We start from the raw sequence: 26,760 nt of genomic DNA on the forward strand, positions 1-26,760 counted from the left end.
GAGTTGGCGCAGCGGCTCGGTGTCGGGGGTGGTGGTGACCTCACGGTGCTCGAGGATGCCGAGTTGGAGGAGCTGGCCAAGGCCCGTACGGCGGCCTCGGTCACTGCTTGGTTGACGGCGCGACTTGCCGGGCCGACCGGAACCGATCAACAGCCGACGACTCCACCGCAGCCCCTACGGCCGGACGCTGCCGACGTGCCCTCGGAAGTCACCGGCGAGGCACCGAAGCGCTTCCAGCTGCGGCCCGTCCTGCTGGAGCAACAGGACGCGAACGCGACCGGCGACCCCGCCGCCCTCCTGGCCGGCAAGCGGTTCGCACTCCTCGGCGACGACGACGCCGGTGAGGTGGCCCGCGAGGTCGTGGCGCGGCTCGCCGGGCATGGCGCCGGCGCGGTGGTTCTCGGGCCCGAGCATCTGCTGACCGGGGCGGAGGGGCCGATCGACGGGGTGCTGTATCTCGATCCGCTGGCCGTGTCCCGGCCGCCGGTGCTGCCCGACGCGTTCCCCGTCCTCAAGTCGGCCCTCGGACTCGGCCCGCGATGGCTGTTCGCGGTACGTGTGGTCACGGAAGGCGGCCCGGACGGCGCCGAGTTGAGGTCGGCCGGCCTGCACGGGCTCTTCCGGACCGTCGCCCGGGAGTACCCGGAGACGGACGCGCGGATCATCGACCTCGCTGCCTCCGAGACGGGTGCCGCCGCTGTCGCCGACGCGCTGCTCGGCGAGCTGCTCGCCTCCGACCGCACCCCGGTCGTCCTGCGAACACCCGCCGGGCGTCACGGACTTGAGCTGGCCGAGACTCCGCTGGGCACCCTCGGCACCACCGGTGCCGGACCCGCCGGGGACGGTGCCGCGGAGGCCGCCGCCCTCGGGCTGGACCGGGACAGTGTGGTGCTGCTGGTCGGCGGGGCGCGAGGCATCACCGCGAAGTTCGCCGCGGCGCTGGCGTCCGCCTCCCGTTGCCGGATCGAACTGCTCGGCCGGACACCCGCACCGGACGGCCCCGAGGCCCCGGACACGGCGTCCGCCCACACCCGGACCGAACTCCGCGCGGCCCTCGCAGCCCGGGGCGGACTCACCCCCGCCGAGATAAGCCGCGAGGCCGAACTCCTGCTGGCCCAGCGAGAGATCAGCGCGACGCTCGACGAACTCACGGCCCTCGGCAGCCCGGCCCGCTACCACTCCGTCGACTTCAGGGAGCAGGACGCGGCACTCCAGGCCGTGAAGGAGATCCACGCCGAACACGGCCGCCTCGACGGGGTCGTCTACGCGGCCGGGGTGATCGAGGACCGGCTCATCGCCGAGAAGACCACCGAGTCCTTCCAGCGCGTGTACGCGACGAAGACCACCGGGGCCGAAACACTGCTCGCGGCGCTGGAGCAGCTCCCCAACAGCCCTGCTTTCGCTGTCCTGTTCGGCAGCATCTCGGCCGTCCTCGGCAACCGCGGGCAGGTCGACTACGCCGCCGCCAACGACGCCCTCCAGAGCCTCGGCGCCGCCTGGGCGGCCCGGTCCGGGCAGCGGGCCCTGACCGTGCACTGGGGGCCGTGGGCGCCGACCGGCGGCCACACCGGCATGGTGACCCCCGAACTCGGGCGCGAGTACGCCCGGCGCGGGATCAGGCTCATCGACCCCGAGGAGGGCACGGCCGCGCTGCTCCGGGAACTGGCCTGGGGCGAGGAGTCGGTGGGCGCCGTCGTCTACACGTCGTCGGGCTGGTGACAGACATGACGGATCGCCAGACGGATAGCCAGCCGGATCACCCGACGACCGGTCGGACGGGTCATCAGTCAACAGCCCTGCCGGTGGCCATCGTGGGCATGTCGGTGCTGATGCCCGGCGCCGCCGACCTCGACGCCTACTGGCGGAACCTGCTCGCCGGCACGGACGCCATCACCGAAGTACCAGAAGGGCGTTGGGACGCGGACGCCTACTACCGGCCGGACTCCGCCGGTGAGCGTGCCGTCGCCGACCAGGTGTACTGCCGGCGCGGAGGGTTCGTGGACGGGCTGGCGGAGGTCGAGGTGACCCGGTTCGGGATCACGCCGAACTCCGTGTCCGGCACCGAACCCGACCAGCTCATCGCCCTCAACGTGGCCGCCGCCGCCCTCGCCGACGCGGGCGGCGACGACCACCTCCCCGACCGGCACCGCATCGGCGTCGTCCTCGGCCGGGGCGGCTACCTCACCCCCGGGCTCGTTCGGCTCGACCAACGGGTCCGTACCGCTGGTCAACTCGTCCGTACGCTGGGGGAGTTGCTGCCGGACCTGGATCCCGGCCAGCTCGACCGGGTCCGTACGGCGTTCACGGAGCGACTCGGTCCCGACAGCCCCGAGTCGGCGATCGGACTCGTCCCCAACCTGGCCGCGTCCCGGGTCGCCAACCGCCTCGACCTGCGCGGACCGGCGTACACCGTGGACGCCGCCTGCGCCTCCTCGCTGGTGGCCGTGGACCAGGCGGTGAACGAACTGGCGTCCGGGCGCTGCGACCTGATGCTCGCCGGTGGAGTCCACCACTGCCACGACATCACCCTGTGGAGCGTCTTCTCGCAGCTGCGCGCCCTCTCGCCCAGCCAGCGCATCCGGCCCTTCCACCGGGACGCCGACGGTGTCCTGATCGGTGAGGGCACCGGCGTGGTCGTCCTCAAGCGCCTCGCGGACGCCGAGCGCGACGGCGACAGGATCTACGCCGTCATCCGGGGCACCGGTGTGGCCAGCGACGGCCGCGTCGCCGGACTCGTCAGCCCCGACCCCGGCGGCCAGACCCACGCCGTACGCCAGGCCTGGCGGGCCGCCGGACTCGACCCCGCCCAGCCCGGCTCGGTCGGCCTCCTCGAGGCCCACGGCACGGCGACCCCCGCCGGTGACGCCGCCGAACTGGCCACGCTGGCCGAGGTGTTCGGGCCCAGGACGAGCGACGAGGCGGGGGGCGCCGGCCCGGCGGTGATCGGCTCCGTGAAGTCGATGATCGGGCACACCATGCCCGCCGCCGGGGTCGCGGGCCTGGTCAAGGCCGCCCTCGCCGTCCACCACGGCATGCTTCTGCCCACCCTCCACTGCGAGGACCCGCACCCGGCCCTCGCGGCCACCCGGTTCCGCCCGCTGGACCGGGCGGCACCCTGGGAGACGACGGACGGGCAGCCCGTACGGCGGGCGGCGGTCAACGCGTTCGGGTTCGGCGGGATCAACGCGCATGTGGTGCTGGAGGAGGCGCCGGTAGCGCGTCGCACGAGGCCGGCCTCTGCAAGGCCCCCCGCTGGGCAACCTCTTTCTGCGCCGACGGTAAGCGTCGTCGAGCCGGAGCGCGTCCTGCTGCTCGCCGCCGACACCCCCGAGAGCCTCGCCGCCCTCCTGGACGCCGACGACACGGCCGTACTCGCCGCCGGTCTCGACGCCACCCGTACGCATCCGCAGGCCGGGCGCACCCGGCTCGGCATCGTCGACCCGACCGCGAAGCGGCTCACCCTGGCGCGCCGCGCGGTCACCAAAGGGCGGGCGTGGCACGGCCGTAGCGACGTCTGGTTCCGTCCGGAGCCGCTACAGGCGTACAAGGCAGGCGAGTTGGGCAGGTTGGCCTTCGTCTTCCCCGGCCTCGAAGGCGACTTCGAGCCCCGTATCGACGACATCGCCGCCCACTTCGGTCTGGACGACGTGATCCCGGCTGGTGAACGGGCCGAGGTCGGGGACGTGGGCCGACACGGGTTCGGGGTCGTCGGGGTCGGGCTGCTCCTCGACCGGGCGCTGCGCCGCATGGGCGTCGTCCCGGACGCGGTCGCCGGACACAGCGTCGGCGAATGGACGGCGATGACGGCCGCCGGTCTGTACGACCAGGACGAGGTCGGTGCCTTCATGGCCACGTTCGACCCCGACACGGTGACCGTGCCGGGGCTGGCGTTCGGGGCGCTCGGCGCACCGGCCGAACGGGTCGTCGCGACGCTGGCCGAGGAGGGCTGGGCGGACGCGGGCATCGTGCTCTCGCACGACAACTCGCCGGGCCAGTCGATGGTGTGCGGCCCGGCCGCGGCGGTCGAGGGGTTCGTCCGGGAGTTCCGCGCCCGGGGTGTGCTCAGCCAGGTGCTGCCCTTCCAGTCCGGCTTCCACACCCCGATGCTGGCGCCCTACCTGGCGCCGATCGAGCAGGCCGCGCACCGCTTCCGGCTCCGGCCGCCGACGGTTCCGGTCTGGTCGGGGACCACGGCGGCGCCCTTCCCCGCGGGCGAGTCGGAGGTGCGTGAGCTGTTCGTACGGCATCTGCTGGAGCCGGTGCGGTTCCGGCAACTGATCGAGGCGATGTACGCGGCCGGCCACCGCACCTTCGTCCAGACCGGCACCGGCCAACTCGGCTCCCTCATCAGCGACACGCTGTCGGGACGAGATCACCTGGTCGTCGCGGCGAACTCCCCGCACCGCGAGGGTCTGGCCCAACTCCGCCGCGTGGCAACGGCGTTGTGGACTACGGGAAGACCAACGGCACCGGCACTACCGTCGCCGAAAGCCAGCAGGACCGCAGCTCACACCCACTCCGACGTCCGCGCTTCCCGGGCCGCCGGTCCCCTCACTGCCGGTGCTTCCGCGTCCCGGGCTGTTGGTTCCGTCGGCGCCGGTGACGCCGCTTCCCGCGCCGCCGGTCCCTCCGGCCGCTCCACGGAACCGGGCCGTGCGACGGCCCCCGTGCGGAGGGGTCGGCCGTCCGACCGGCCGCCGGTCCGCCTCGACCTGGGCGGCGCCCTCGTATCCCTCGACGAACCGACGCTCACCCAATTGCGCGCGGAGCTGAGTCCGGAGCGGCGCGTCGCCGGGCGTGCGGCCACCTCGCCGCAGGCTGCCGCCGCGCTGCCGCCAGGCACCGTTCCGTCGGTCGGCGCTGTCCAACGACGCCGTGCACCAGGGGTGTTGGGTGTCATGGAGGCCTCCGGCGCCACCGGGCCGACCTCCTCGCTGGACCTGCTGGCCGGCCGTTTCCCCGTCGCAGCCGAACTGGGTGCCCTGCTGCGGGAGACGGCGGACACCGCAGCCGAAGTGATCGGCGCGGGTCACCGCCGGCCGGGTTCCGCCACGGCCTACGCAGGCGCCCCCGCAAGACGCACCGGCCCGGCCACCCCGCCCGCCACAACCCAGGCCCCCGCCCCACCCCCCTGGCGCACCACAGTCCACGTATCCCCGGACACCATGCCCTACCTCCTCGACCACTGCTTCTTCCCGCAGCGTCCAGGCTGGCCGGACGTCTCCGACCGGTGGCCGGTGGTCCCGGCGACGACGATCGTGCAGCACATGCTGGAAGCGGCCGAGCAGGCGGCGGACCAGCCTGACTCCGGCCTCAGCCCCAGACCCGCCCCCGGCAACCCACACCCCCCTCACCCCCACCCGGCAACCGTCACCATCGCCATCCACAACGCCCGCTTCGAGCAGTGGCTCACCGCCACCCCGCCCCTCGACGTGGACGTCACAGTCACCCCCGTCCCCGGGTCCCCCACCCACCGTGCCGTCTCCTTCGGCCCCCGCGCCCGCGCCACCGTCGAACTCGCCGCCGCCTACCCGCCCCCGGCGACCCGTCCCACCCCCTGGCCCACCGACCCCACCACCGAAACCGAACGCATCCCCGACCACACCGCCGCCCAGCTCTACGCCGAGCGCTGGATGTTCCACGGCCCGGCGTTCCAAGGGGTCACCGAACTCACCGCGCTGGGCGACACACACGTACGGGGAGTGATCACGACCCCGCCCGCGCCCGGCTCGCTCCTCGACAACGTCGGGCAGATCCTCGGGTACTGGATCATGGCGACACGCACCGAGCGGACGGTCGTGTTCCCGGTCGGCATGCGCGAGATGCGGTTCTACGGGCCGCACCCCGAACCCGGCACCGACGTCGAATGCTTCGTACGGATCACCTCGCTCACCGACACCGTCCTCGAGGCCGACGTCCAGCTGACCGTCGACGGCCAGGTCTGGGCCGTACTGAACGGCTGGCAGGACCGCCGCTTCGACAACGACCCGCAGACCCGCCCGGTCGAACGCTTCCCCGAGCGCAACACCCTCTCCCGGACCCGCCCGGGCGGCTGGGTCCTGCTCCACGAACGCTGGCCCGACCTCGCATCGCGCGACCTCATCATGCGCAACTCCCTGGGAGGGGAGGAGCGTTCGCAGTACGAGCGGCACGCCCCACGCGGTCGCCGGCAGTGGCTGCTCGGCCGGATCGCGGCCAAAGACGCGGTACGACGGTGGCTCTGGGACCGGGAGGGCGAGGGGGACGTGTTCCCGGCGGAGATCCGCGTGCACAACGACCCGACCGGGCGGCCGTACGTCACCGGCCTGCACGGCCGGATCCTCCCTCCGCTGGACATCTCCCTCGCCCACCGCGCCGAGGCAGCCGTGGCGATCGTACGACCGCACAGGCCCGGTTCCGCCCCCGCTTCCGCCCCCGGGCCCGGCATCGACATCGAGGAGGTCGTCGACCGCGACGCCTCGACCCTGGCCACCGCCCTCACCCCCTCCGAACTCGGCCTCCTCCACGCCCGGTCGGCCGCGACCGGCGAGTCCGAGGCGCTCTGGTTCACCCGTTTCTGGGCCGCCAAGGAAGCGGTCGCGAAGGCGGAGGGCACCGGACTCGGCGGCCGGCCAAGGGACTTCGCGGTACGGGAGGCCATGGACGGGGGCGCCAGGCTCACCGTCTCCGGGCGGCTCGCCCCCGACTACACCGTGCACTGCGAGCAGACCGGCAATCCCCCCGGACTGCCGACCAGACAGTACGTCGTGGCCTGGACCACCGGATCAGCCACCGAGGAAAGGGAGTTGGAGCGATGACCAGCCTCAACGGCCACACGACCGCAAGGGCAACAGCAACCGGAACCGCAATCGCAACCGCGTCCGGTGTTCACAGTGAGGAGGCGGTGCTCGCCGACATCACCGGCATGCTCGCGACCCTCCTCGACGAATACGGCCTCGACGACGTCGAGATCCGCATGGACACCACCTTCAACCGCGACCTCGAGCTGGAGAGCATCGACCTGGTGACCCTGGCCGGGCTGCTGGAGGAGAAGTACGGCAACCAGGTCAACTTCGCCGAGTTCCTGGCCGACATGGACTTCGACGAGATCATCGAACTCACCGTCGGACGGCTCGTCGAGCACGTCGTCGCCAGTCTCAAAGCGGCGGAGGCGGGCTGACCATGGCGATCGTCGACCTCGGCGGCGGCCTCAGGCTGCACGCCCAGCGCATCGGCCCGCGCGGCGACCGACCGGTCACCGCCACCGCCGTACTCGTGCACGGCCTGCTCACCGACAGTCTGGCCAGCTACTACTTCACCGTGGCACCGGCGTTCGCCGCCTCCGGCATCGACGTCGTGATGTACGACCTGCGCGGCCACGGCCGCTCCACCCGCCCCGCCACCGGCTACACCCTCGACGACAGCATCGACGACCTCGAGGCCCTCCTGGTCCGGCTGGAGGTGACCGGCCCGGTCCATCTCGTCGGCAACTCCTACGGGGGGACAGTCGCGTTCGGCTACGCCGCCCGCCACCCCGAGCGCGCCACCAGCGTCTCCCTCATCGAGTCGGAACCTGCCACCGCCGCCTGGGCGGGCAAACTCGACGGCATCCTCGGCCGGGTCATGCACGAACTCGCCCACAACGAGGCCGAAGCCATCGCCTGGATCACCGCCAACCGCAGCCAGAACACCGCCCGCCTCGCCAAGGGCGCCGCCCGACTGGCCCGCGAGACATCCCTCGCCCAGGACATCCCGGCCAGCCGGGTACTGACCGAGGACCAGATAAGTTCCGTACGCTGCCCGGTACTTGGCGTGTACGGGGGTGACTCCGACCTCGCCGACCTGGCGCCCTGGATGGAGTCCGTGCTGCCCGACTGCCGGACCGTCGTCGTGCCGGGCCACGAACACTCCGTGCTCGTCGAGGCGTCGGGAACCGTCGGCGGGCACATCCTGTCGCTCATCCTCGGCGCCGACGCTCCGGTTCAGCTGGCGGGGGCGGAGGCACGGTGAGCCGTTCCAGGTTTCTGTTCGTCGTACCGCCGCTCGTCGGGCACATCAACCCGGCCGTCGGGGTGGCCGCCGAACTCGCCGCTCGCGGTCATGAGTCGGCCTGGGTCTGCGCCGATCCGGGACTTGTGCGGCGGCTCGCCGGAGCGGACGCCACCGTCTTCGCGTGCGCGGGGCCCGTCCCCGGCTCCGGTGACGGCGTACGGCCGTCGGACCTGCGGGGACCCGAGGCGCTGAAGTTCCTCTGGGAACGGTTCCTCGCCCCGCTCGCCGAGGGCATGGCTCCCCAAGTCGAGTCCGCTGTCGGGGAGTTCAGGCCCGATGTCGTCGTCGCCGACCAACAGGCCCTCGCCGGGGGCCTCGTCGCCGAGCGGCTCGGCCTGCCCTGGGCCACCTCGGCGACCACCTCCGCCGAGTTCACCGACGTACTGTCCGGCATGCCCAAGGTCGCCGAGTGGCTGGACGAACTGCTCGCCGGGCTCCGGGCCCGGATCGGCGATCCCGCCGGAACCGCCGACCCCCGGTTCTCCCCGCACCTCGTACTCGCCTTCAGCACACCGGAGTTCGTCGGACCCGACGCCCGGACGGGCGACCGGATCCGGTACGTCGGACCGTCCGTCGCCGACCGGCCCGCCCCGTCCGGCTTCCCCTGGGACTGGCTGGACCCCGCCCGCGCCACGGCCCTCGTCACCCTCGGCACGGCCAACACCGAGGTCGGCGCACGTTTTCTGACGGAGTGTCTGGCGGCTGCCCGTGAGCGGGCCGACCGGATGCAGACAGTGATCGTGGACCCGGCGGGCGTACTCGCGGACACCGGGGCCGAAGAGGGCGCCCCCGGGAGCGGCGAGAAGGAGGACAAGGGCGTGCTGATCGTTCCGTCCGTCCCCCAACTCCCGCTCCTCGAAAGGGTCGACGCGGTCGTCTGTCACGCCGGGCACAACACCGTGTGCGAGGCGCTGTGGCACGGCGTACCGCTGGTCGTCGCGCCCATCAGGGACGACCAGCCGGTGGTCGCCGGGCAGGTCGTGGAGGCCGGGGCGGGCATCCGGGTGCGGTTCGGCCGGGTCACCGCGCCGAAACTGGGCGCCGCGGTCGACGCCGTACTGCACGAGCCCGGTTACCGCTTCGCGGCGGGCCGGATCCGTTCCGCGTTCCGGGCCGCCGGAGGCGCGTTCGCGGCGGCCACCCACCTCGAGCAACTCGCCATCGACGCGCCCGCGAAGGAGACGGCATGAGCGACAGCAAGCCCGGTGAACGGCAAGCTCCCGCCACCCCCACCCGTACCGAGCAGGTGGCCGCCCTCCGGCCCACCTACCAGGGTGACCTGGCCTTCGGCCTCGAGCGGTTCTTCGAAGCCCCGCGCACCAGGTGCCCCTGGTGCGGCTCGGCCGAACTGGAGACGCGGCTGCGGACCACCGACCTGCTCCAGCACAAGCCGGGACAGTTCGTGCTCGACCGCTGCCAGGAGTGCCGCCACACCTTCCAGAACCCCCGGCTCAGCGCCGCCGGGCTCGAGTTCTACTACCGTGACTTCTACGACGGGCTCGGCGAGAAGCAGCTCGGCAACACCTTCGCGGGCCGCACGAAAATGTACGAGCAGCGGGCCCGTGCGCTGCTCCCCTTCGACGACGCGCCCAAGAACTGGCTCGACGTCGGCACCGGACACGGCCACTTCTGCGAGGCCGCCCGGACCGTCCACCCCGGCACGACCTTCGACGGGCTGGACTTCACCGACGGCGCCGAACTCGCCGAGCGGGCGGGGCGGGTCGAGCGCGGCTTCCGGGGGAGTTTCACCGAGCTGGCCCCCGAACTGACCGCCCGCTACGACGTCGTCAGCATGTTCCACTACCTGGAGCACAGCACCGAGCCACCGCTCGAACTGGAGGCCGCACGCCAGGCCATCCGCCCCGGCGGACATCTGGTGATCGAGGTCCCCGACCCCGACAGCCGTTACGCCAGGCTGCTCGGCCGCTGGTGGCTGCCCTGGCTCCAGCCCCAGCACCTGCACTTCGTCCCCGTCGACAACCTGCGGCGACGGCTGACCGAGCTGGGCTTCACCGTCGTACTGGAGCAGCACGCCGAGCCGCACGACCCCGTCGACCTGCTCGCCGCCGTCTGGCTGGCCCTCGACAACGCCGCCCCGCGCGACAACCTCCCCTGGCTGCCGCACCCCCCGAACACCCTGCGCCGCATCCTGCGCGGAGCCCTGCTGCTGGCCGGCGTCCCGGCGCTGATCCTGGGCACCCTGCTGGACCGCTTCGCCGTCCGCCCGCTCTCCCACCGACTGGGCGTCTCCAACGCGTACCGTCTGGTGGCCCGCCGGGACTGAGACGCGCCACGTGTCACCAGTGCTTCAGAGCACCCGCGTCACAGAACCTTGGACCGCACCAACATCGACAGCACAAGGGCGCCCGGCAGCAGCGGCAGCCAGACCGTCAGGACGCGGAAGCCGACGACGGTCGCGGCGGCCAGGGACAGCGGGGCGCCCAGCGCGGCCAGCGCGAACACCAGGGCCGCGTCGACCGGGCCGATCCCGGCCGGCGCGGGTACCGCGCCGACAGCGGCGCTCGCGGCGAGATAGGCGAACAGCACGTCCGGCCAGGCCACCGGCAGCCCGAGGGAGGCCCCGACACTGGCCAGCACGGCCGCCTGGCACAGGGAGAAGCCCGCGGCGCCGCCCCACAGCGCGATGACCCGGGCGGGCCGGGTGTGCAGGCGCCGTGCGTCGGTCAGGGCGGTGCGCAGACCGTCGAGCAGGGGGCGCCGCAGCGGACGTACGAAGGCCACCACCAGCGTCACGACGACCACCGTGCCGGCCACGCCCAGGGCGATGGGGACCACGGTCCCCTCGTCGGGGAAGAGGTCGGTGGTGCCCAGGGAGGTCGGGAAGGTCGCCAGCAGCGCGAGGATCACCAGAAGCTTCGCGACCGGCTTGACCAGCGAGTACAGGGCGAGGGAGGCGGTGGCCCGGGCCAGCGGGATGCCCCGGCCGGTCAGGAAGCGCAGGGTGACGGCGTGCGCGCCGAGACCGGCCGGAAGGACGTTGTTCGCGGCACCCGCGGCGAACTGCGAGGCCAGCAGCAGCCCGGGCGGCAGCCGCTCGGGGATCGCCCCCTGGCGGGCGAAGGCTGCGGACACCCAGCACAGGAACGTGAACGCGGCCCCGACTGCCAGCCAGCCGGGGTCGGCGGTGGTGAGCCGCTGGGCCCCGTCGTGCAGCACCCGCCAGTTGTCCGCCGCCCAGATCCCGATGAGCAGGATCGGCAGCAGACACAGCACCCGGCGGGCGTGCCGGGCGACGGGGAACCGGGAGAAGAAGGAGGCGCGGACAGCCGCGGCGGAACAGTCGGCGGTGCCGTGGGAAGGGGCCTGGACCGTCGAAACGGGCGGGGCTATGGGGACTACCGGCAAAGAGGACACAGCGCGCGTCGTCCTTCCACGTTGCGCCCACGCGCTGCGGGGGCGGACGGGGGGAGTTGAAGAGCGAAGCAAGGGGGGACGGCAGGAGCGTTCCCAGTCCGCGTGACGGGGTGGTGTCCAGGAAGAGAAGGGGTGAGGGCGGACGGGCGACACAGATGATGCCTGAAGGGTTCAGATGTGTTCTGTCAGAGTTTCCCCTCCTCGTCTCCTGTCAATCTGTCAATACGTCCCTTTCACTACGTGCGTTCAACGCCGTCGTGCGGCCCTCGGTTCCCGCCGCCCCGCCGAACTCGCTCAGCGCGCCCTCCACGATCGCCTCCAGCCGCGCGTGGTGCGCGCCCCGCCAGTACAGCCGCTCGCAGTCCACGCACTGCGCGAAGACGTCGTACGTGCGCCGCGTCCCGTCCTCCAACCGGTCGCCGACCGTCTGTTTGTCGGCCTGCTCCAGCCGTCCGTTGCAGGCGGTGCACCGGGTCCACGGGGCGAGCGCGGGCGCGAACCGGTCCAGTACGTCCCGGAGCTGGTCGTCAGGCCGGTCGCTGTAGATGTACGCGCCGGCCCACAGCTCCCGACGCCGCAGCAGCCCCCGGTCCCGGGAGAGCAGCACGCGCCGCTCGGCCGCCGACAACGCGGCCAGCGCCGGATCGCCGATGTCCTCGCTCTCGTACGCGGCATCGACGCCCAGCAGCCGCAACCGGCGGGCGAGCGTGCCCAGATGCACGTCGAGCAGGAAACGGAGCGGCGCCCCCGGCACCGGCTGCGGTCTGACGACGGCGCCGACCTCCACCCTCTCGCCCGCCCCCGGCACATGGGACACCGTCACCTCCCGGCCGTCGACGAGCAGCCGCCCGGCCTCGGTGAGCGGCACGCCCAGCGACTCCACCACGTGCCCCAGCGAGGACTACCCGTCGGTGACCAGGGCCGTGGGCCCGGCCCGTCGCTCGGACGGCACGAAAAGCCGCAGCTCAGGGGCGAAACTGATGACGATCTCAGGTCTGCTCACCCGGCCAGGATGCCATCCGTCCGGCCGGGAACGCCCGGCGGTTTTCCCGTGCACTACTCTCGGCGCTCTCAACACCCCGATCCGGTATCCGACCGGGGCGGTCGGCCTCGCTGGTGGGGGAGCACGGCAGCATGCAGTTCGAACGTACGGGCGTGCCCGGTTACGAGGTCGTCGAGGTCCTCGGCCAGGGCGGGTTCGCCACCGTGTACCGGGCCCGGCAACTGGCCGTGGGCCGCGAGGTCGCCCTCAAGATGGACAGCCGGGTCCTGGCCACCGACCGCGACCGCCAGCGCTTCCTGCGCGAGGTCACCGCCGCCGGTCAGCTGTCGGGCCACCCGCACGTGGTGGCGGTGTACGACGCCGGGGTGCTCGACAACGGCCGTCCGTACATGGTCCTGGAGCTGTGTCCCGGCGGTTCGCTCGGCGACCGCCTCCACCAGCGGGGCCCGCTCCCGGCTGCCGAGGCGCGCGACATCGGCGTACGCATCGCCGACGCGCTGGCCGCCGCCCACGCCTCCGGCGTACTGCACCGCGACATCAAGCCCGGCAACATCATGACCGACCGGTACGGGAACGTCGGCCTCGCCGACTTCGGGCTGGCCGCGATGCCCCGCCCCGGTCAGGAACTGTCGGTCACCCGGGAGGCGTTGACACCCGCGTACGCCCCGCCGGAGGCGTTCCGGCTGGCCGAGCCCACCCCGGCCGGGGACGTGTACTCCCTCGCCGCGACGATCTACGCCCTGGTGCACGGCAGGCCCCCGCACTTCCCGGCCGAGGGCAGTCTCGGCATCGCGGAGGTCATCGTCCGGCACACCTGGCCCCTGCCGGACCTCCCCGGAGTGAGCCCGCGCCTCACCGAGGTCCTCCGCCACGCCATGGCCCCGGACCCTGCCGACCGCCTCCCGAGCGCGGCGGCCCTCAGGGACGCGCTGGCCGCCGTGGACCTGACGGACACGGCCCACACCACCCGCACCCCCGCCCCTGCCCCCGTCCCCGCGGTCGCTCCACCCTCCGCCCTGCCCACCACTGTCCCGTCGTCCGCCACCGCTCCTCGCCGGAGAAAGGTGAGCGTCCGGGTGTCCGTCGCGGCCGTGGCGCTGGTGGTCGTCGGTACGGGCGGGACGGTCGCGTACCAGTACCTGCCGCCCTCGACCAGCAAGGCGCCGACCACCGCAGCCTCTCTGTCCCCTTCTCGTACGGGCGGGCCCGCCCAGGCCGCGAACCCCGGTTTCGGCGTGCCGACGACGACCGAGAACTGCCCGGCGACCAAGATCGCCGGCCTGGGAGGGCGCTGCACGACGACCGCCGAATGCTGGGGCGGCATGGTCGTCAATGTGGGCATCGTCAGCGTGAACCGCTCCGACTGCCTGGTGCCGCACCCGTGGGAGACCTTCGCGATAGCCCCGCTCCCCTCCGACGGGACGACCAACAACCAGAAGGAACTCGAGAACCACCCCGACGTTCGAAAACTCTGCTCGCGCGAGGTCCTGGCAGCCTCCAGACAGGGCGACGCGCTCAAGATCGCCCCCGACCGCTGGACCGTGGACGTTCTCCCGCCCACACAGACCCAGTACGCCGACGGCTTGCGCGTGATGCGCTGCGTGGCCGCGGTCACCGGGGAGGAGTCGACGGGGGCGCATTTCCGGCCCCGGACGTGACGGAACGACAGCCTCCCGTGATCCATGTGTGATCCACATCACAAATCGCTCGTAGGGGGCTACAGTGGAATCGCTTGAAGGAAGTGATCCCGTTGTCCGTCGCCTGGGACGCCATCGGCGGTCTCGTCGATGCCCATGAGCGTTTTCTGGCCGGCGTGCGGGTCGACTCGGATGTGCGGGACTCGGTGCTCGACTCGTGGAAGCGGTGCCGGTACGCAGGGGTCGAGCCGGACCGGCTGGTGGTCCCGTACGCCCCCGATCTGACACTCGACCACCGGTTCCTGCACGCTGCCGAGCCGGTCCTGAAGCGCCTCACCGCATCCCTCGCCGAGCTGAACACGACGGTCGCGCTCTGCGACGGGCAGGCCCGTATGGTCCAGCGGTACGGCGGCGACACGGCGCTGCGCGCACGCCTCGACGCGGTCAACTTCGCCCCCGGCTTCGACGCCTCCGAACGAGTCGCGGGTACGAACGGAGTCGGCACCGCCCTCGCCGGGCGCAGCCCCGTCTACGTCGCCGGCCGTGAGCACTTCGCCGACTGTCTGCAACCGTTCGCCTGTGCGGGCGCGCCCATCCGCAACCCCCTCAGCGGCCGGATCGAGGCCGTCCTCGACCTGACCTGTCTGCACGACGACGGCGACCCCGCGATGATGCGGCTCGTCCGCGAAGCAGTCCGGGACATCGAGACCAGGTTGCTCGAACAGGCCACCGACCGGGAGCGCGCGCTCCTCAACGCGTACCGCCGGGCCGACCACGGCAGCCACGGCCCGCACGGCACCCACCGCACGAACGAGGGTGCCGTCGACTGGCCGCCCCGGCTGCGGACCAGGCCTCCGCACATGCCCGCCGGCCAGGGTCCCGGCCACGACGGCGACGTTCTCGGCCCGATCGACCTGGCGGTCCTGCGCGAGAAGGCGGAGGCGCTGATCGCAGCTCCGCACCGCACCCTCGACGAGGTGCTGCTCTCCGGCGGCCGTACCGCCACCCTGCTGCGCCGCCAGGTCGAGGGAGCGGCGGGCGAGACGGGCGTGGTCGTCGAGGCCCGAGTCCTGGGCGGCCCCCGCCTGCGCCACGCCGCTCCAGCCGACGTCACTCGGCCCGCCCCGCGGCCGACCCGGACACCGCCGGTAGTCCTGCGCCCGGTCTCCGACCCGCCGGCCTCACCCCTGCCCCCGCGCCCCGCGCAGTCCCCGAAGCCCATCGACACAGACACAGACATCAACACTGACACCGACGCCTGGCTGCTCCTCGTCGGCGAGCCCGGCGTGGGACGGCTCGCCGTGCTGGCCCGCCGACGGCTGGAGTTGCTGCACGACGCCGGGGTCCGGATCGGCACCACCCTCGACGTCACCCGCACCGCCGAGGAGCTGACGGAGGTGGCCGTCCCCCGCTTCGCCGACTTCGCCGCCGTCGACCTGCCCGACTCCGTACTGCGGGGCGAGGAGCCGGGACCGCTCGGCGCCGACACCCCCTTGCGCCGGATCGCGCTGGGCGCCGTACACGAGGAATCCTGGCTGTACGGGATCGGCGACGAGGTCCGGTACGTCGCCTCCACCCCGCAGGCTCGCGCCCTGGAGAGCCGGCAGCCCGTCCTCGAACCGGCGTTGACCTCGGACGGCGACTGGATCGCACAGGATCCCGTACGGGGCGAACGGGTGCTGCGGGCCGGTATCCACTCGCTGATCACCGTGCCGCTGCGGGCCAGGGGCACGACGCTCGGCGCGGTCCAGTTCTACCGCTCGGAGCGGCCCACGCCCTTCGAGGACGACGATCTCTCCCTGGCCCAGGAGCTGGCCGGACGCGCCGCGATCTGCATCGACAACGCCCGCCGCTACACCCGCGAACGCAACACCGCGCTCGCCCTCCAGCGCAGCCTGCTGCCCCGGGGCCGGTCCGAGCAGAACGCCGTCGAGGTCGCCTACCGCTATTTGCCCGCGCAGGCCGGCGTCGGCGGCGACTGGTTCGACGTCATCCCGCTCTCCGGCGCGCGCGTGGCGCTGGTGGTCGGCGACGTCGTCGGGCACGGACTGCACGCCGCCGCGACCATGGGACGCCTGCGCACCGCCGTACACAACTTCTGCGCGCTCGACCTGGCCCCCGACGAACTCCTCACCCACCTCGACGACCTGGTCGGACGGCTCGACCGGGGCGAGGGCTGGGCCGTGGAGAACACCCACCAGGACTCGGGGATCATCGGCGCCACCTGTCTGTACGCCGTCTACGACCCGGTGTCCCGGCGCGTCACCCTCACCCGCGCCGGGCACCCGGTCCCCGCGGTCGTCGCTCCCGACGGCACCGTGGACTTCGTCGACCTGCCGCCGGGACCGCCGCTCGGACTCGGCGGGATGCCCTTCGAAACGGTCGAGCTCGAACTGGCCGAGGGCAGCCAACTGGTCCTCTACACCGACGGGTTGATCGAGGACCGGCTCCGTGACATCGACGTCGGCATGGACCGCCTCCGCACTGTCCTGGCCTGCGCCGGCCGGGCCCCCGAGGACACCTGCGAAGCCGTCCTCGACGCCCTGCTCCCGGCCCGCCCGGCCGACGACGTGGCCCTGCTGGTCGCCCGTACACACGTGCTGGGGCCGGATCAGGTCGCCCAGTGGCCGGTGCCCCGCGACCCGGCGTTCGTCTCCCACTCCCGGGCTGCGGTCATGGACCAGCTCACCGCCTGGGGCCTCGAAGAGCTGGCGTTCAGCACCGAACTCGTGGCCAGCGAACTGATCACCAACGCCCTGCGCCACGCCTCGGGCCCGGTCCAGCTCCGGCTGCTCCGCGACCGCGCGCTGATCTGCGAGGTCTCCGACGGCAGCAGCACCTCCCCACGACTGCGCCGCGCCCGCACCGAGGACGAGGGCGGCCGGGGCCTGTTCCTCGTCGCCCGGCTCGCCGAACGCTGGGGGACGCGCTACACGGCCGACGGCAAGATCATCTGGACCGAACAGCCGCTGCCATGACCCGACTTGCCCTGACCCGACCCTTCAGGACGGCCACTCCTCCCCGGCCGTGCACACGAGCCGGAAGTCCGTGAAGTCGGCCGTGAAGACGGCGTCGACGAGATCCGTGGCGTGGATCCCGGCCATCGCGCCGGTGAAGCGCAGCTTGGAACCGTAGTCGTCGGAGAGCCGGCTGAAGTCCAGTGGCGGGCCCACGGGTTGACGGACGCCGTCCTTGACGTACCAGAACGACGCGTCGGCGCCGTCGACGGTCACCCCGAGGGCGAGCGGGCCCGCGGCGTCGACCTCGACGACCGCGACCTGCCGTGTGTCGTCCTCGTCGCGTTCCCGCAGGCTGAGAACGGTACGCCCGGCTCCCTCGCGCCACTGCTGCCCGCGCTGCGGCTCGTTTTCCGGCTCCGCCCACGTCAGGTCGAGGCTCAGATACGCCTCGGCGCTGTAGTGGAGGACCAGCCCGGCGGCCTGCGTGAAGGTCAACGGCTGTGCCTCGACGGTGACTTGGGCTTCCGCGCGGTGCTCTGTGAGGCGTTGCGCGAGCAGACTGTACGCCCACCGCGACTCGGGACCGTGCCGTCCGCGCAGCCGTATCCAGCCGGGGCGGCCGGCGGTGTCGACCCAGGACGGGTCCGGCGCGCCTCGCAGGGTGCTCCAGGGCCAGCCCAACGGCCCGTCGTCAACCGGGAGTTGGGGCACAGCCTGAGCGGGGGACGTGGGCGCGGGCGTGGGTACGTCGACCTCAACCACCGGATGATGACCGCCCTGCCGCAGCCGGGGCCACCCCTCGGCGTCCCAGGTCAGTGCCTGGATCGCGGTCTCCCGGCCGAGGGTGCAGCGCATGCCCTCAGGGGTACGCAGCGGCCGGGCCGTCAGATGGCTCAGCATCCAGTCACCGTCCGGTGTCTCGACCAGTTCCGCGTGCCCCGCCTTCTGCAGCGGCACCGACGGGTCGTCCCGCGTCGTCAGCAGAGGCCGGCTGTCGAGCTCGTACGGGCCGGTGATCGCGCGACTGCGCGCCACCCGCACCCCGTGCTCGAACCCCGTACCGCCCTCGGCCAGCACGAGGAAGTACCAGCCGTCGTGCCGTACCAACTTCGGTCCCTCGATGAGGCGTTCGTGCTGCAGCAGCAGATGCGTGTCGCCGGTCCGGGTCAGTGTGTCGCGGTCCAGCTCGGTGAGCACGATGCCGGCGAACCGCTGTCCGCCCGGGCGGTGATCGCTCTGCATGTTCAGCAGCCACAGCCTGCCGTCCGCGTGAAAGAGAGCGGGGTCGAAACCATGGCCGGCGACCCGCCGAGGCGCCGACCACTTGCCGTCGACCTCAGTGGCCGTACTGATGTACGTGTCCAGGTCGAAGTACGGCGTCCCGACCGAGCGCACGATCGAGTAGACGACCCAGAACCGCTCACCGTCCCAGCTCAGCGAAGGCGCCCAGACACCACCGGAGTCGGGCACCCCCACGAGCGAGTCGCCCGGGGCCGCGCCCCGCACGTGTCCGGCGTACTCCCAGTGCGCCAGGTCCCGTGAGCGGTGGATCGGGATCGTCGGGAACCACTCGAAGGAACTGGTCGCCACGTAGTACCAGTCACCGACCCGCACAAGGGACGGGTCGGGAGCGAAGCCCCGGATGACAGGATTGCGTACGGTCGTCACATCAGTGCTGGGCAAGGTCACTTGAGGGCTCCCATCGTGACGCCGGTGCGCCAGTAGCGACGCATCGCGATCATCATGATCGCCATCGGGACGATGGAGAGGAGTGCGCCGGTCAGTACCAGGCTGGTGAGGTCGACACCGGACTCCGCGCGCTTGCCGGACCAGTTGTACAGGCCCAGGTTGAGCGTCCAGTTCTCCTCGCCGCGCAGGACGGTCAGCGGCAGGAAGAAGGCGTTCCAGGTGTTGACGAAGGCGAGCAGGAAGACGGTCGCCCCGCCCGTGGTCATCATCCGCAGCACGATGCTGAAGAAGATCCGCAGCTCACCGGCCCCGTCGATACGGGCCGCCTCCAGAAGCTCGAAGGGGATCGTCGCCTCGGTGTACACCTTGGCCAGATACACGCTGAACGGGTTGATCAGACAGGGGATCAGCATCGCCCACGGGGTGTCGACGAGCCCGATCTCCGAGAACAGCAGATACAGCGGAAGCGTGAGCAGCGCGATCGGGATGAGGAACGAACCCACGACGGCCGCGAACACCGCACCGCGGCCGGGGAAGTCGAAGCGGGCGAGGCCGTAGCCGGTCGCGAGGGCGATCAGCGTGCCGCCGAGGGAGCCGACACCCGCGTACAGGAAGGAGTTGGCCGTCCAGCGCAGGAAGATGCCGTCCTCGTAGGTGAACACCTGATGCAGGTTGTCCCACAGATGCCAGCCGGAGAACCACAGCCCGTTGGACTGGTAGAGGCCCGTACGGTCCTTGGTGGCGGCGATGATCAGCCAGTACACCGGGAACAGGCTGTACACGCTGGCCAGCACCAGACCGACCAGGACGAACCGCTGCCCGCCACGCGAACTGCCCCGGGGATCAGGCCGATTGAGACGGCGAGCGCCGGACGCGGCGGCACTGGTGGCGGTCTTCGCCTTGCCGGCCCTCGTCTTGCCGGTGGTCGCGGTGGTGGCCATCAGTCGGTCTCCTTCGAGGTCAGCCGGTAGAAGAGGAAGGAGGCGACGCCGAGGATGAGGGCGAGCAGGACCGAAAGGGCGGCGGCGTAGTGGTAGTTGCCGGCGTTGAACGCCTGGTTGTAGATGATCATGATCGGGGTGAAACTGTCGTCGACCGTCTGCGGGGTGATGTTCCGGAACAGCGCGGGCTCGTTGAAGATCTGCAGCATCTGGATGATCGACAGCATCCCGGTCAGCACCAACGCCCCCCGCACGAACGGGATCTTGATACTCGTCGCGATACGCCACTCGGTCGCGCCGTCGAGCCGCGCGGCCTCGAACAGCTCACGCGGGACGCCCTGCAGCGCCGAGTAGATGATCACCATGTTGTAGCCGATGCCGTGCCAGGTCAGCAGATTGCCGATGGACGGCCACACCATCGACGGCGCGAAGAAGTTCCAGCTGAAGCCGAGCAGATCGCCCAGTGGGGTGAGCGGGCCGACGTCCGGGCTGTAGAGGTTGATCCACACGACCGCGGCGACCACGCCCGGGATCATGTACGGGACCAGCAGCATGATCCGGAACCGGCTCGCCGCCCGTGAGGTGAGCGCGTCCAGGAACAGGGCGAGGACCAGACTGACCGCCAGCATGACCGGGATCTGCACGCACGCGAACAGCACGACCCGCAGCACGGAACCCATGAACTTCGGGTCCGTCAGGCCCTTCTGGTAGTTGTCGAGGCCGGAGAACTCGTCGGTGGTGCCGCCGAGACCCAGCCCCGAGGACTGCGAGTGGTACAGCGACTGGTAGACGGCGTACCCGATCGGCAGCAGATAGAGGAAGACGAAGCCGAGCTGGAAGGGCACCGTGAAGGCGGCGCCCTTCCAGCGCAGGGAGCGAATCATCGGGATGTGCCTCAGCCCTTGACGTTGATACCGCGGGACTTCAGGTCCTTGACCGTCCACTCCTGCATGTGCGCCAGGAGTTCGGTGACCGTCTGCTTCTTGGCGACCACCTGGCCCCACTGGCTCTGCAGCTCGGAGAACATCGCGGTCCAGTCCGGACCGAAGGTCCAGTCGGTCGTCACGGTCGACAGACTGTCCTTCACGACCTTCTGGGCCGGCTGGTAGTTCGAGCCGAGCAGCTTCTCGGAGATCGCCTCGGGGATGTAGGAGTCGCTGTCGGCCAGCGCCGGCATCACACCGCTGCCGGTCTCCGGGCTCGCCATGGTCTTGACCGCGCCGGTGTCGGTGGACATCCACAGCGCGGCCTCGGCGGCCTGCTCCGGGTGCTCGCACTGCTTCGACACCAGCGTCAGGTTGCCGCTCTGGTTGGTCCCGGCCGGCGTCTTCGGAGCCTCACCCTTGTACGTCGGCCACGGAGCTATCGCCCACTTGCCGAAGGAGTCGGTGAAGTTCTGCACCATCCCGGACATCTGCCAGGTGGAGATCTGCCGGGTCGCGGTGCCACCCTTGTCGTAGTTGCGCTGCACGGCCGCGTAGTCGGCGAACGACAGCGTCGAGTTGAGGTCGTTGTCGATGATCTCCTGGATCACCTTCGCCGCCTTGAGCGTGCCGGCGTCCTGGAACTCGACCTTCCAGGCGTCGCCGTCGATGGCGTACCAGTGGGCGCCGGCCTGCATGGCCAGCACCTCCAGGGTGCTGGGGTCCTCGCCGGCGTAGTTGGTGATCTTGATGCCGTGCTTCTTCAGCACCTTGCCCGCCGCGATGAACTCGTCCCAGGTCGTCGGCGCCTTGAGCCCGTACTTCTTGAAGAGGTCGGTGCGGTAGATCGTGAAGGCGGGCGCGGAGGCGGTGGGCACGCCGTACGTCCTGCCCTGGACCTGCCCGACGGCCCACGAGCCCGGGTTGAACTTGTCCTTGCTCGACGCGACGTAGTCCGTGATGTCGGCGAGCGCGCCCTGCGCTACCCAACTCGTCACGTACTCACCGGTGTTCTGGAGCAGACAGGGGGCGTTCTCGGCCTTCACGGCGTTGCTCAGCTGCTTCTGCATCGTCAGCTGGTCGGTCACCTTCGTGTACTTCAGCTGGACGTCCTTGTGCGACGCGTTGAACGCCTTGACGACCGCCTCCTGACCGTTCGCCCAGCCCCAGAAATCGAGGGTGACCGGCCCGGAGGACCCCGAGGCGTCATCCCCGGATCCTGACCCGCCGCAGGCGGAGACGGTGAGCGCGAGAGCGCAGACAACTCCGGCGAGTGCGGGGCGCCTGAATCTGACGGACATGAGCGTGCTCCTTAGGCCGGGCCATGTAACCGTTTGCCGTGCTGGACGGTAGGCCGCGTCCGGTCGCGACGCAAGAGGTCGAGAGATTCCTGTTTCGCGCATCTTGCTCACAGGTAACAAAAAGGTGCCTATGACCTGCGGTTTCAGCTCCGGTATCAGTTCGGGAAAGTGACAGCCCCCTGATCGCACTTCTGGCGTTGCCATTGACCGACTCGAGGACGTCGCCCTAGCGTGGAATACGTTTACATGAGTCTGTCAGCCGTTCAGGTCCCAGTGCGCCCGCACCGAAGCAGGAGTCCCATGCCCTCCGTGCCGCCCAAGCCCCCCGTGGCCCCGTCCCACCTCCCGGTCGCCCTGTTCGCGATGGATCCGGTACACCTGCCCGAACTCTTCCCGCCGACCCTGCTGGCACGACTCCGGGAACTGGCCCGAATCGACCCGACCTTGGTCGTCCAGGACTTCACCAAGCCCGAGGCGGCTGCCGCGCTGGCGGAGACAGAAGTACTGATCACAGGCTGGGGCTGCCCACCCATCGACGTGGACGTCCTGGCCGCCGCTCCCCACCTGCACACCGTCCTGCACGCCGCGGGCAGTGTCCGGAGCCTGATCGGCGAGGCCGGCTGGCAGCGCGGTCTCACCGTCTCCAGCGCGGTCCAGGCGAACGCGCTCCCGGTGGCCGAGTACACCCTGGCTGCCGTCCTCCTCGCCGGAAAGGACGCCTTCGGCCTGCGCGAACGCTTCCGCCGCGAGCGGGTCTACCCGGCCCCCGGCGAGTACACGCACGTGGGCAACCTGGGTCGCCGCATCGGCGTGATCGGAGCCTCACGGGTGGGCCGCCGGCTCCTCGAACTGCTCCGCCCCTTCGAACTGACGACCACGCTGTACGACCCGTACGTGGACGCCGCCGAGGCCCGCTCGCTGGGCGCGACCGCCCTCCCCCTGGACGAGCTGCTGCGCACGAGCGACATAGTCAGCCTGCATGCGCCCGACATCCCGGAGACGTACCGCATGCTCGACGCCGACAGGCTCGCCCTCATCCCGGACGGCGGCGTGCTGATCAACACGTCCCGGGGCGCCCTGGTGGACCCGGAGGCGCTCACCGAGGAACTGGTCTCCGGCCGCCTGGGCGCGGTACTGGACGTGACGGAACCGGAGCCGCTGCCCGCGAACTCCCCTCTCTACAACCTGCCCAACGTGTTCCTGACACCGCACATCGCAGGCTCGCTTGGCAACGAACTCGCGCGCCTGGGCGGCACGGTGGTGGACGAACTGGCCCTGCTGGCGGCGGGGTTGCCGCCTGCGCACCGGGTGTGGCACAGCGATTTGGCGAGGAGTGCGTAGGGTCGGCGCGGCCGATCCCGCTTATGCAATGTAATCGTTTCCACTCGGAGAGGAGGAGTTGCTGCACAGCGACCGGTTGACACACCGGCGATGCAGTAACGTCGGAACGTGACGGAGAACGGAACCGAAGCCCGGAAACCGGGCCCTCGCGCCACCTCGGGCAAGCGCAGACGGAACACGGGCGAGGGCGACCGCCCCAGCACGATCCGCGATGTCGCCGCCAAGGCGGGCGTGTCGGTGGCAACCGTTTCCAGAGCGTTGGCCGGCAGCCACCCCGTCTCCGCCGAGACCCGCGCCCGGGTCATGGCGGCGGTCGAGTCCCTGCACTACGTGGTGAACGTCCACGCGAAGGCCCTCTCGGGCGGAGTCGCAGGCCCTGTAGCCCTGGTCATGGACCAGATCATCGGCCCGTCGTTCGCCGACGTAGCGGCTGGAGTCGAACAGGAGGCCGCGGCCCGAGGCCGACTGAGCCTCGTCTGCACCACGCACGGCGACCAGAACCGGGAACACGACCTGGTCCAGCTGATGCGGGAACAGCACGCGGCGGCGGTCATCCTGGTCGGCGGAGCGGTACTGGACGAGGCGTACCACGAACGCATGGCGGACTACGCGCGTGCGCTGGACGCGGCAGGCTCCCGCCTGGTCCTGTGCGGCCGCCCACCCCTACCGGGCGACCTCCCGGTGACGGTCGTGGAGTACGACAACAGGGGCGGCGCCTTCCAGGCGGGCGACCACCTCCTGTCGGCCGGCCACCGCCGCATCCTCTTCCTGGGCGGCGCCCCCACGATGAGCACGGCCGAACAACGCCGGGCAGGCTACCTCCAGGCGCTGCGCGCCCACGGCGTCCCGTACGCCGAGGAGCTGGACATCCCGGGCACTTACACCCGCGCCTCGGGCTACGACAGAATGCGCGACGCCCTGAAGGCGGGCCTGGACTTCACGGCGGTCTTCGCGGGCACGGACATGGTGGCCACGGGAGTCCTGGCAGCACTGCGCGAGGCGGGCCTGGAGGTCCCCGGCGACATCTCGATCATGGGCTTCGACGACGTCCCTTTCGCGGCGGACCTGTCGACGTCACTGACGACTCTCCGGGTCCCGTACGAGGACTTGGGCCGCACGGCGGTACGGCTGGCCTTGGACGGGGAGAGGCGGGCGGCGGGGGGCGATCACGTGATTTTGGGGACGCAGTTGGTGGTGCGGCAGTCGGTGGGGGTGCCGGGGGTGCCGGGGGTGGGGCGGGGGCGGAAGAGGCGGACGTGACGGGGATCGGCCCCGTGTTGCGAATGCCGACCGCGGCCGGCCCGGCCTGCGGTGGTTACTGCGCAGGTGGATTACAGGCGTGCTGTTCGGTGCTGTTCTCTGATCCGGTCGAGTAGTTCGGGACGGGGGCCGGGGAGGTGAGCTGGTGCCAAGTGAGAATCCAGCCAGCGGTAAGCGCCACCGCGCCGCCTGACAGGGCGATTGCGCCGCCTGTTCCCATGCCTGCGGCCACCGAGCCCAGGCAAACCGGCCCGACGCCCTGGAGCGTCATGCTGCCGGAGCCGAGCAAGCCGAAGGCCTGACCTTGGCCATCTTGCGGCAGGGCGTCCAGGAACGGGCGTTGCAGGCCGAGACCATAGGCGTATCCGAGGCCGCTGACCAGCAGCAGACAGGACGAGACGCCCACTCCGGGCTCGGCAGCAAAGCCGATCAGAGGCAGCCCCGCCAGCGCAACCAATGGGACTACCAGTCGCTCCCGGGCGCGTGGCCGTAGCAGTCGACCCACCAGCAGGTCACCGACAAGCATGCCAACCGGCAGACAACCCATCAGCACCGCGTACCAGCCGGGCGCGAAGTGGCGTTCTCCCGCGTAGGCGACGATGAGACCTTCCGCGCCCGCCACGAACGCGACAGGTAGCCACTGGGCCAGCATCAGTCGTCGCACCGTGCGTCCCCGCAGCAGCAGGCCGGCACCGTGCAGGCTTGCCCGGACGGCCCCGCCATCGCCCTGAGCGCTGCCGGGTGTGCCGCCGAACTCTCCCGGCTGCAGCCGGGGTAGCCGGATGCGGATAGCAAGCGCGCAGCCGAGGTAAAGGACAGCGCTGACCGCGAGCGCCCGGCGCGGGCCAAGTGCCGCGACGGCCGCACCTCCCAGCGCCAGGCCGAACAATTGCGCGCCGGCGCCGGCGATATTATTCAGTGACCGGCCCAGTACATAGGCGTCGCCCTCCAGCGACTGCGCGACCAGCCGACTCGACGCGCCGTGCAACACCGGTGTGGCGAGGGAGACCAGCGCCACGAGACCGAGACTTGCCGCGACCGGCATCCGCACCAGGGCGAGCAGCAGGGCGGCGGCGCACGTGAGCGCGTAGCCGCTGGTGATGAGCGCGCGGGGCGGCAGTCGGTCGGCCAGTGAGCCCAGCAACAGCGAGCCGAACAGCTGCGGGATGAAGCCGATTCCGAAGGCCACCGCGCTCAGCAACGGGGAGCCGGTGGCCGAGAAGACCAGCACCGAGAACGTGGTGATCCGCAGCGTGTCCGCAGTGATCGAGACGGCGCGGGTCGAGAAGAGCAGCCGGAATCGCGGCTCGGCCAGCACCTCCCGGTAGGTGGCACGGAGGTTGCCCTGCGCGGGTTCGGCGGTTGGGGTCATGACGCCCAGCCTGGCCGCGCGCCCACGCCACTTACCAATGATTCGTCGCTGGACGAATCGGAACAACGTCCCGCGGTAGCGTGGCAGAATGCTGCGCTTCGAGGTCTCCGTCGAGGACCTGCTGCGCAGCCGCTTCGCACTGTCGCCCGCACTGGACCTCTGCTTACTGCTTCGCTCGCTCGCCGGCCTCGGCCAGCCGCTGCCGCGAGCATGGGCCACCCGGCTCATGCCGGCCTTTGAACGCCTTCGCCGCGAGACCGAACTGAACGCCGCCCTCGCCCTGCAGACCCCGCGATCCGGAGCGAACTTCGTCGCCCCGACCCCACGCGGCCTGAACCAGACCTGGGCAGACGACCTGGCCATGATCCGGGCCACACCGCTGGAAGCGGCCCGCCACGAATTCGCCACCACCGTGACCGGCCCCTCCGCCCGTGATCCCCGCGTACGCGCAGTGTGGGACTCGACGGACGCCGTCTCCAGGATCGCCGAGGCGATGGATCAGGCGTGGCACGAGCTGCTCGCCGCGGACTGGCCGCAACTGCGCGCGATCTGTGAGCGCGATGTCGTGCACCGGGTGGGGGTGATCGGCGAACACGGATGGGCCACGACCATCGAGAGCCTGCACCCGGGCATCGCCTGGCGCGCCGGCGGTATCCAGCTCGGATCGTTCCGAGGCGGAACAGTCCGCCTAGAAGTCTGCTGAAAATCTCGCGTTCTGGCCCCGGCTCGGTGGAGTGGGGGCCAGTCTTGTAGGTATGCAGGGGGAATGGGCCGGGGAGATGGTCGGGCCGGATGTGTGGGAGACCTGCCGGGAGTTGATCCCGGCGTGGAGTGTGTTCGCGTTCCTCGCCGAGCATCGCGAGGTGCTGTTCCCACCAGGGATGTTCACCGACATGTACCCCTCGTCCAACGGCCGTCCGAGTCTGC

17 protein-coding genes and 1 pseudogene are annotated in these 26,760 nt (G+C 71.3%); 11 read left to right on the top strand and 7 right to left on the bottom strand.

Annotated features, from left to right (window positions below):
- The 6 genes from PV396_RS33185 to PV396_RS33210 all read left to right on the top strand — a co-directional run.
- Positions 1–1,719 (top strand): SDR family NAD(P)-dependent oxidoreductase (locus tag PV396_RS33185; protein ID WP_319210974.1); only part of this gene is annotated, 1,719 nt, incomplete at its 5' end.
- 5 nt (positions 1,720–1,724) lie between these two features.
- Positions 1,725–6,797 (top strand): beta-ketoacyl synthase N-terminal-like domain-containing protein, encoded by a 5,073-nt coding sequence (locus tag PV396_RS33190; protein WP_416071517.1) that lies wholly within the window; start codon positions 1,725–1,727, stop codon positions 6,795–6,797.
- Between the two features lie 107 nt (positions 6,798–6,904).
- Positions 6,905–7,159, top strand: a complete 255-nt coding sequence (locus PV396_RS33195) for a phosphopantetheine-binding protein (RefSeq protein WP_319211017.1) — start codon at positions 6,905–6,907, stop codon at positions 7,157–7,159.
- Between the two features lie 2 nt (positions 7,160–7,161).
- Positions 7,162–7,989 (top strand): alpha/beta hydrolase, encoded by an 828-nt coding sequence (locus tag PV396_RS33200; protein WP_319210976.1) that lies wholly within the window; start codon positions 7,162–7,164, stop codon positions 7,987–7,989.
- Positions 7,986–9,221, top strand: coding sequence for a glycosyltransferase (locus PV396_RS33205; protein WP_319210978.1), 1,236 nt, complete (start codon positions 7,986–7,988; stop codon positions 9,219–9,221). Before PV396_RS33200 ends, PV396_RS33205 begins: the two co-directional genes overlap by 4 nt.
- The gene (locus tag PV396_RS33210; protein ID WP_319210980.1) at positions 9,218–10,315 is read left to right on the top strand and encodes a class I SAM-dependent methyltransferase; all 1,098 of its coding nucleotides are present in this window, start codon (positions 9,218–9,220) and stop codon (positions 10,313–10,315) included. Before PV396_RS33205 ends, PV396_RS33210 begins: the two co-directional genes overlap by 4 nt.
- 38 nt (positions 10,316–10,353) lie before the next feature.
- Here the strand turns inward: PV396_RS33210 and PV396_RS33215 are convergent, their stop codons facing one another.
- The gene (locus PV396_RS33215) at positions 10,354–11,406 is read right to left on the bottom strand and encodes a YbhN family protein (protein WP_319210982.1); all 1,053 of its coding nucleotides are present in this window, start codon (positions 11,404–11,406) and stop codon (positions 10,354–10,356) included.
- 211 nt (positions 11,407–11,617) lie between these two features.
- Positions 11,618–12,409 (bottom strand): annotated as a pseudogene (locus tag PV396_RS33220) (Mut7-C RNAse domain-containing protein).
- 131 nt (positions 12,410–12,540) lie between these two features.
- Here PV396_RS33220 and PV396_RS33225 point away from each other — a divergent pair.
- Positions 12,541–14,067: a serine/threonine-protein kinase gene (locus tag PV396_RS33225; protein ID WP_319210984.1), complete on the top strand. Its 1,527-nt coding sequence runs from the start codon at positions 12,541–12,543 to the stop codon at positions 14,065–14,067.
- Positions 14,068–14,150: 83 nt separating this feature from the next.
- On the top strand, positions 14,151–17,024 hold the full coding sequence (locus PV396_RS33230) for a SpoIIE family protein phosphatase (protein ID WP_319211019.1): 2,874 nt from the start codon (positions 14,151–14,153) through the stop codon (positions 17,022–17,024).
- Positions 17,025–17,048: 24 nt separating this feature from the next.
- Here the strand turns inward: PV396_RS33230 and PV396_RS33235 are convergent, their stop codons facing one another.
- From PV396_RS33235 to PV396_RS33250, 4 genes are read right to left on the bottom strand one after another with little or no spacing between them, the layout of a single operon-like run.
- Complete coding sequence (locus tag PV396_RS33235) at positions 17,049–18,674, bottom strand: family 43 glycosylhydrolase (protein ID WP_319211020.1); 1,626 nt, start codon at positions 18,672–18,674, stop codon at positions 17,049–17,051.
- Positions 18,675–18,691: 17 nt separating this feature from the next.
- On the bottom strand, positions 18,692–19,636 hold the full coding sequence (locus PV396_RS33240) for a carbohydrate ABC transporter permease (protein WP_319210986.1): 945 nt from the start codon (positions 19,634–19,636) through the stop codon (positions 18,692–18,694).
- Positions 19,636–20,520: a sugar ABC transporter permease gene (locus PV396_RS33245; protein ID WP_319210988.1), complete on the bottom strand. Its 885-nt coding sequence runs from the start codon at positions 20,518–20,520 to the stop codon at positions 19,636–19,638. The genes PV396_RS33240 and PV396_RS33245 overlap by 1 nt, the downstream gene beginning before the upstream one ends.
- Positions 20,521–20,531: 11 nt before the next feature.
- On the bottom strand, positions 20,532–21,860 hold the full coding sequence (locus tag PV396_RS33250) for an ABC transporter substrate-binding protein (protein ID WP_319210990.1): 1,329 nt from the start codon (positions 21,858–21,860) through the stop codon (positions 20,532–20,534).
- A 300-nt stretch (positions 21,861–22,160) separates the two neighbouring features.
- Between PV396_RS33250 and PV396_RS33255 the strand changes: the two genes are divergently transcribed.
- Together PV396_RS33255 and PV396_RS33260 are read left to right on the top strand one after the other, a co-directional pair.
- On the top strand, positions 22,161–23,201 hold the full coding sequence (locus PV396_RS33255; RefSeq protein WP_319210991.1) for a hydroxyacid dehydrogenase: 1,041 nt from the start codon (positions 22,161–22,163) through the stop codon (positions 23,199–23,201).
- A 108-nt stretch (positions 23,202–23,309) separates the two neighbouring features.
- Positions 23,310–24,461, top strand: coding sequence for a LacI family DNA-binding transcriptional regulator (locus PV396_RS33260; RefSeq protein WP_319210992.1), 1,152 nt, complete (start codon positions 23,310–23,312; stop codon positions 24,459–24,461).
- A 55-nt stretch (positions 24,462–24,516) separates the two neighbouring features.
- Here PV396_RS33260 and PV396_RS33265 read toward each other — a convergent pair whose 3' ends face one another.
- Positions 24,517–25,833 carry an MFS transporter gene (locus PV396_RS33265; RefSeq protein WP_319210994.1) on the bottom strand — a complete coding sequence of 439 codons (1,317 nt, stop codon included), beginning with the start codon at positions 25,831–25,833 and terminating at the stop codon, positions 24,517–24,519.
- Positions 25,834–25,921: 88 nt separating this feature from the next.
- Here PV396_RS33265 and PV396_RS33270 point away from each other — a divergent pair, with 88 nt between their 5' ends.
- Positions 25,922–26,536, top strand: coding sequence for a hypothetical protein (locus PV396_RS33270; RefSeq protein WP_319210996.1), 615 nt, complete (start codon positions 25,922–25,924; stop codon positions 26,534–26,536).
- The last annotated feature ends 224 nt before the right edge of the window (positions 26,537–26,760 follow it).

Origin of the sequence: Streptomyces sp. ME02-8801-2C (assembly GCF_033793965.1) — a bacterium.
In the GTDB taxonomy this organism is placed as follows: Bacteria; Actinomycetota; Actinomycetes; order Streptomycetales; family Streptomycetaceae; genus Streptomyces.

Excerpts from the sequence above, each read along its gene's own strand:
- PV396_RS33190 (WP_416071517.1), top strand. The coding sequence starts at position 1,725 with ATGACGGATCGCCAGACGGATAGCCAGCCGGATCACCCGACGACCGGT.
- PV396_RS33195 (WP_319211017.1), top strand. The coding sequence starts at position 6,905 with ATGCTCGCGACCCTCCTCGACGAATACGGCCTCGACGACGTCGAGATC.
- PV396_RS33200 (WP_319210976.1), top strand. The coding sequence starts at position 7,162 with ATGGCGATCGTCGACCTCGGCGGCGGCCTCAGGCTGCACGCCCAGCGC.
- PV396_RS33210 (WP_319210980.1), top strand. The coding sequence starts at position 9,218 with ATGAGCGACAGCAAGCCCGGTGAACGGCAAGCTCCCGCCACCCCCACC.
- PV396_RS33225 (WP_319210984.1), top strand. The coding sequence starts at position 12,541 with ATGCAGTTCGAACGTACGGGCGTGCCCGGTTACGAGGTCGTCGAGGTC.
- PV396_RS33240 (WP_319210986.1), bottom strand. The coding sequence starts at position 19,636 with ATGGCCACCACCGCGACCACCGGCAAGACGAGGGCCGGCAAGGCGAAG.
- PV396_RS33245 (WP_319210988.1), bottom strand. The coding sequence starts at position 20,520 with ATGATTCGCTCCCTGCGCTGGAAGGGCGCCGCCTTCACGGTGCCCTTC.
- PV396_RS33250 (WP_319210990.1), bottom strand. The coding sequence starts at position 21,860 with ATGTCCGTCAGATTCAGGCGCCCCGCACTCGCCGGAGTTGTCTGCGCT.
- PV396_RS33255 (WP_319210991.1), top strand. The coding sequence starts at position 22,161 with ATGCCCTCCGTGCCGCCCAAGCCCCCCGTGGCCCCGTCCCACCTCCCG.
- PV396_RS33265 (WP_319210994.1), bottom strand. The coding sequence starts at position 25,833 with ATGACCCCAACCGCCGAACCCGCGCAGGGCAACCTCCGTGCCACCTAC.
- PV396_RS33270 (WP_319210996.1), top strand. The coding sequence starts at position 25,922 with ATGCTGCGCTTCGAGGTCTCCGTCGAGGACCTGCTGCGCAGCCGCTTC.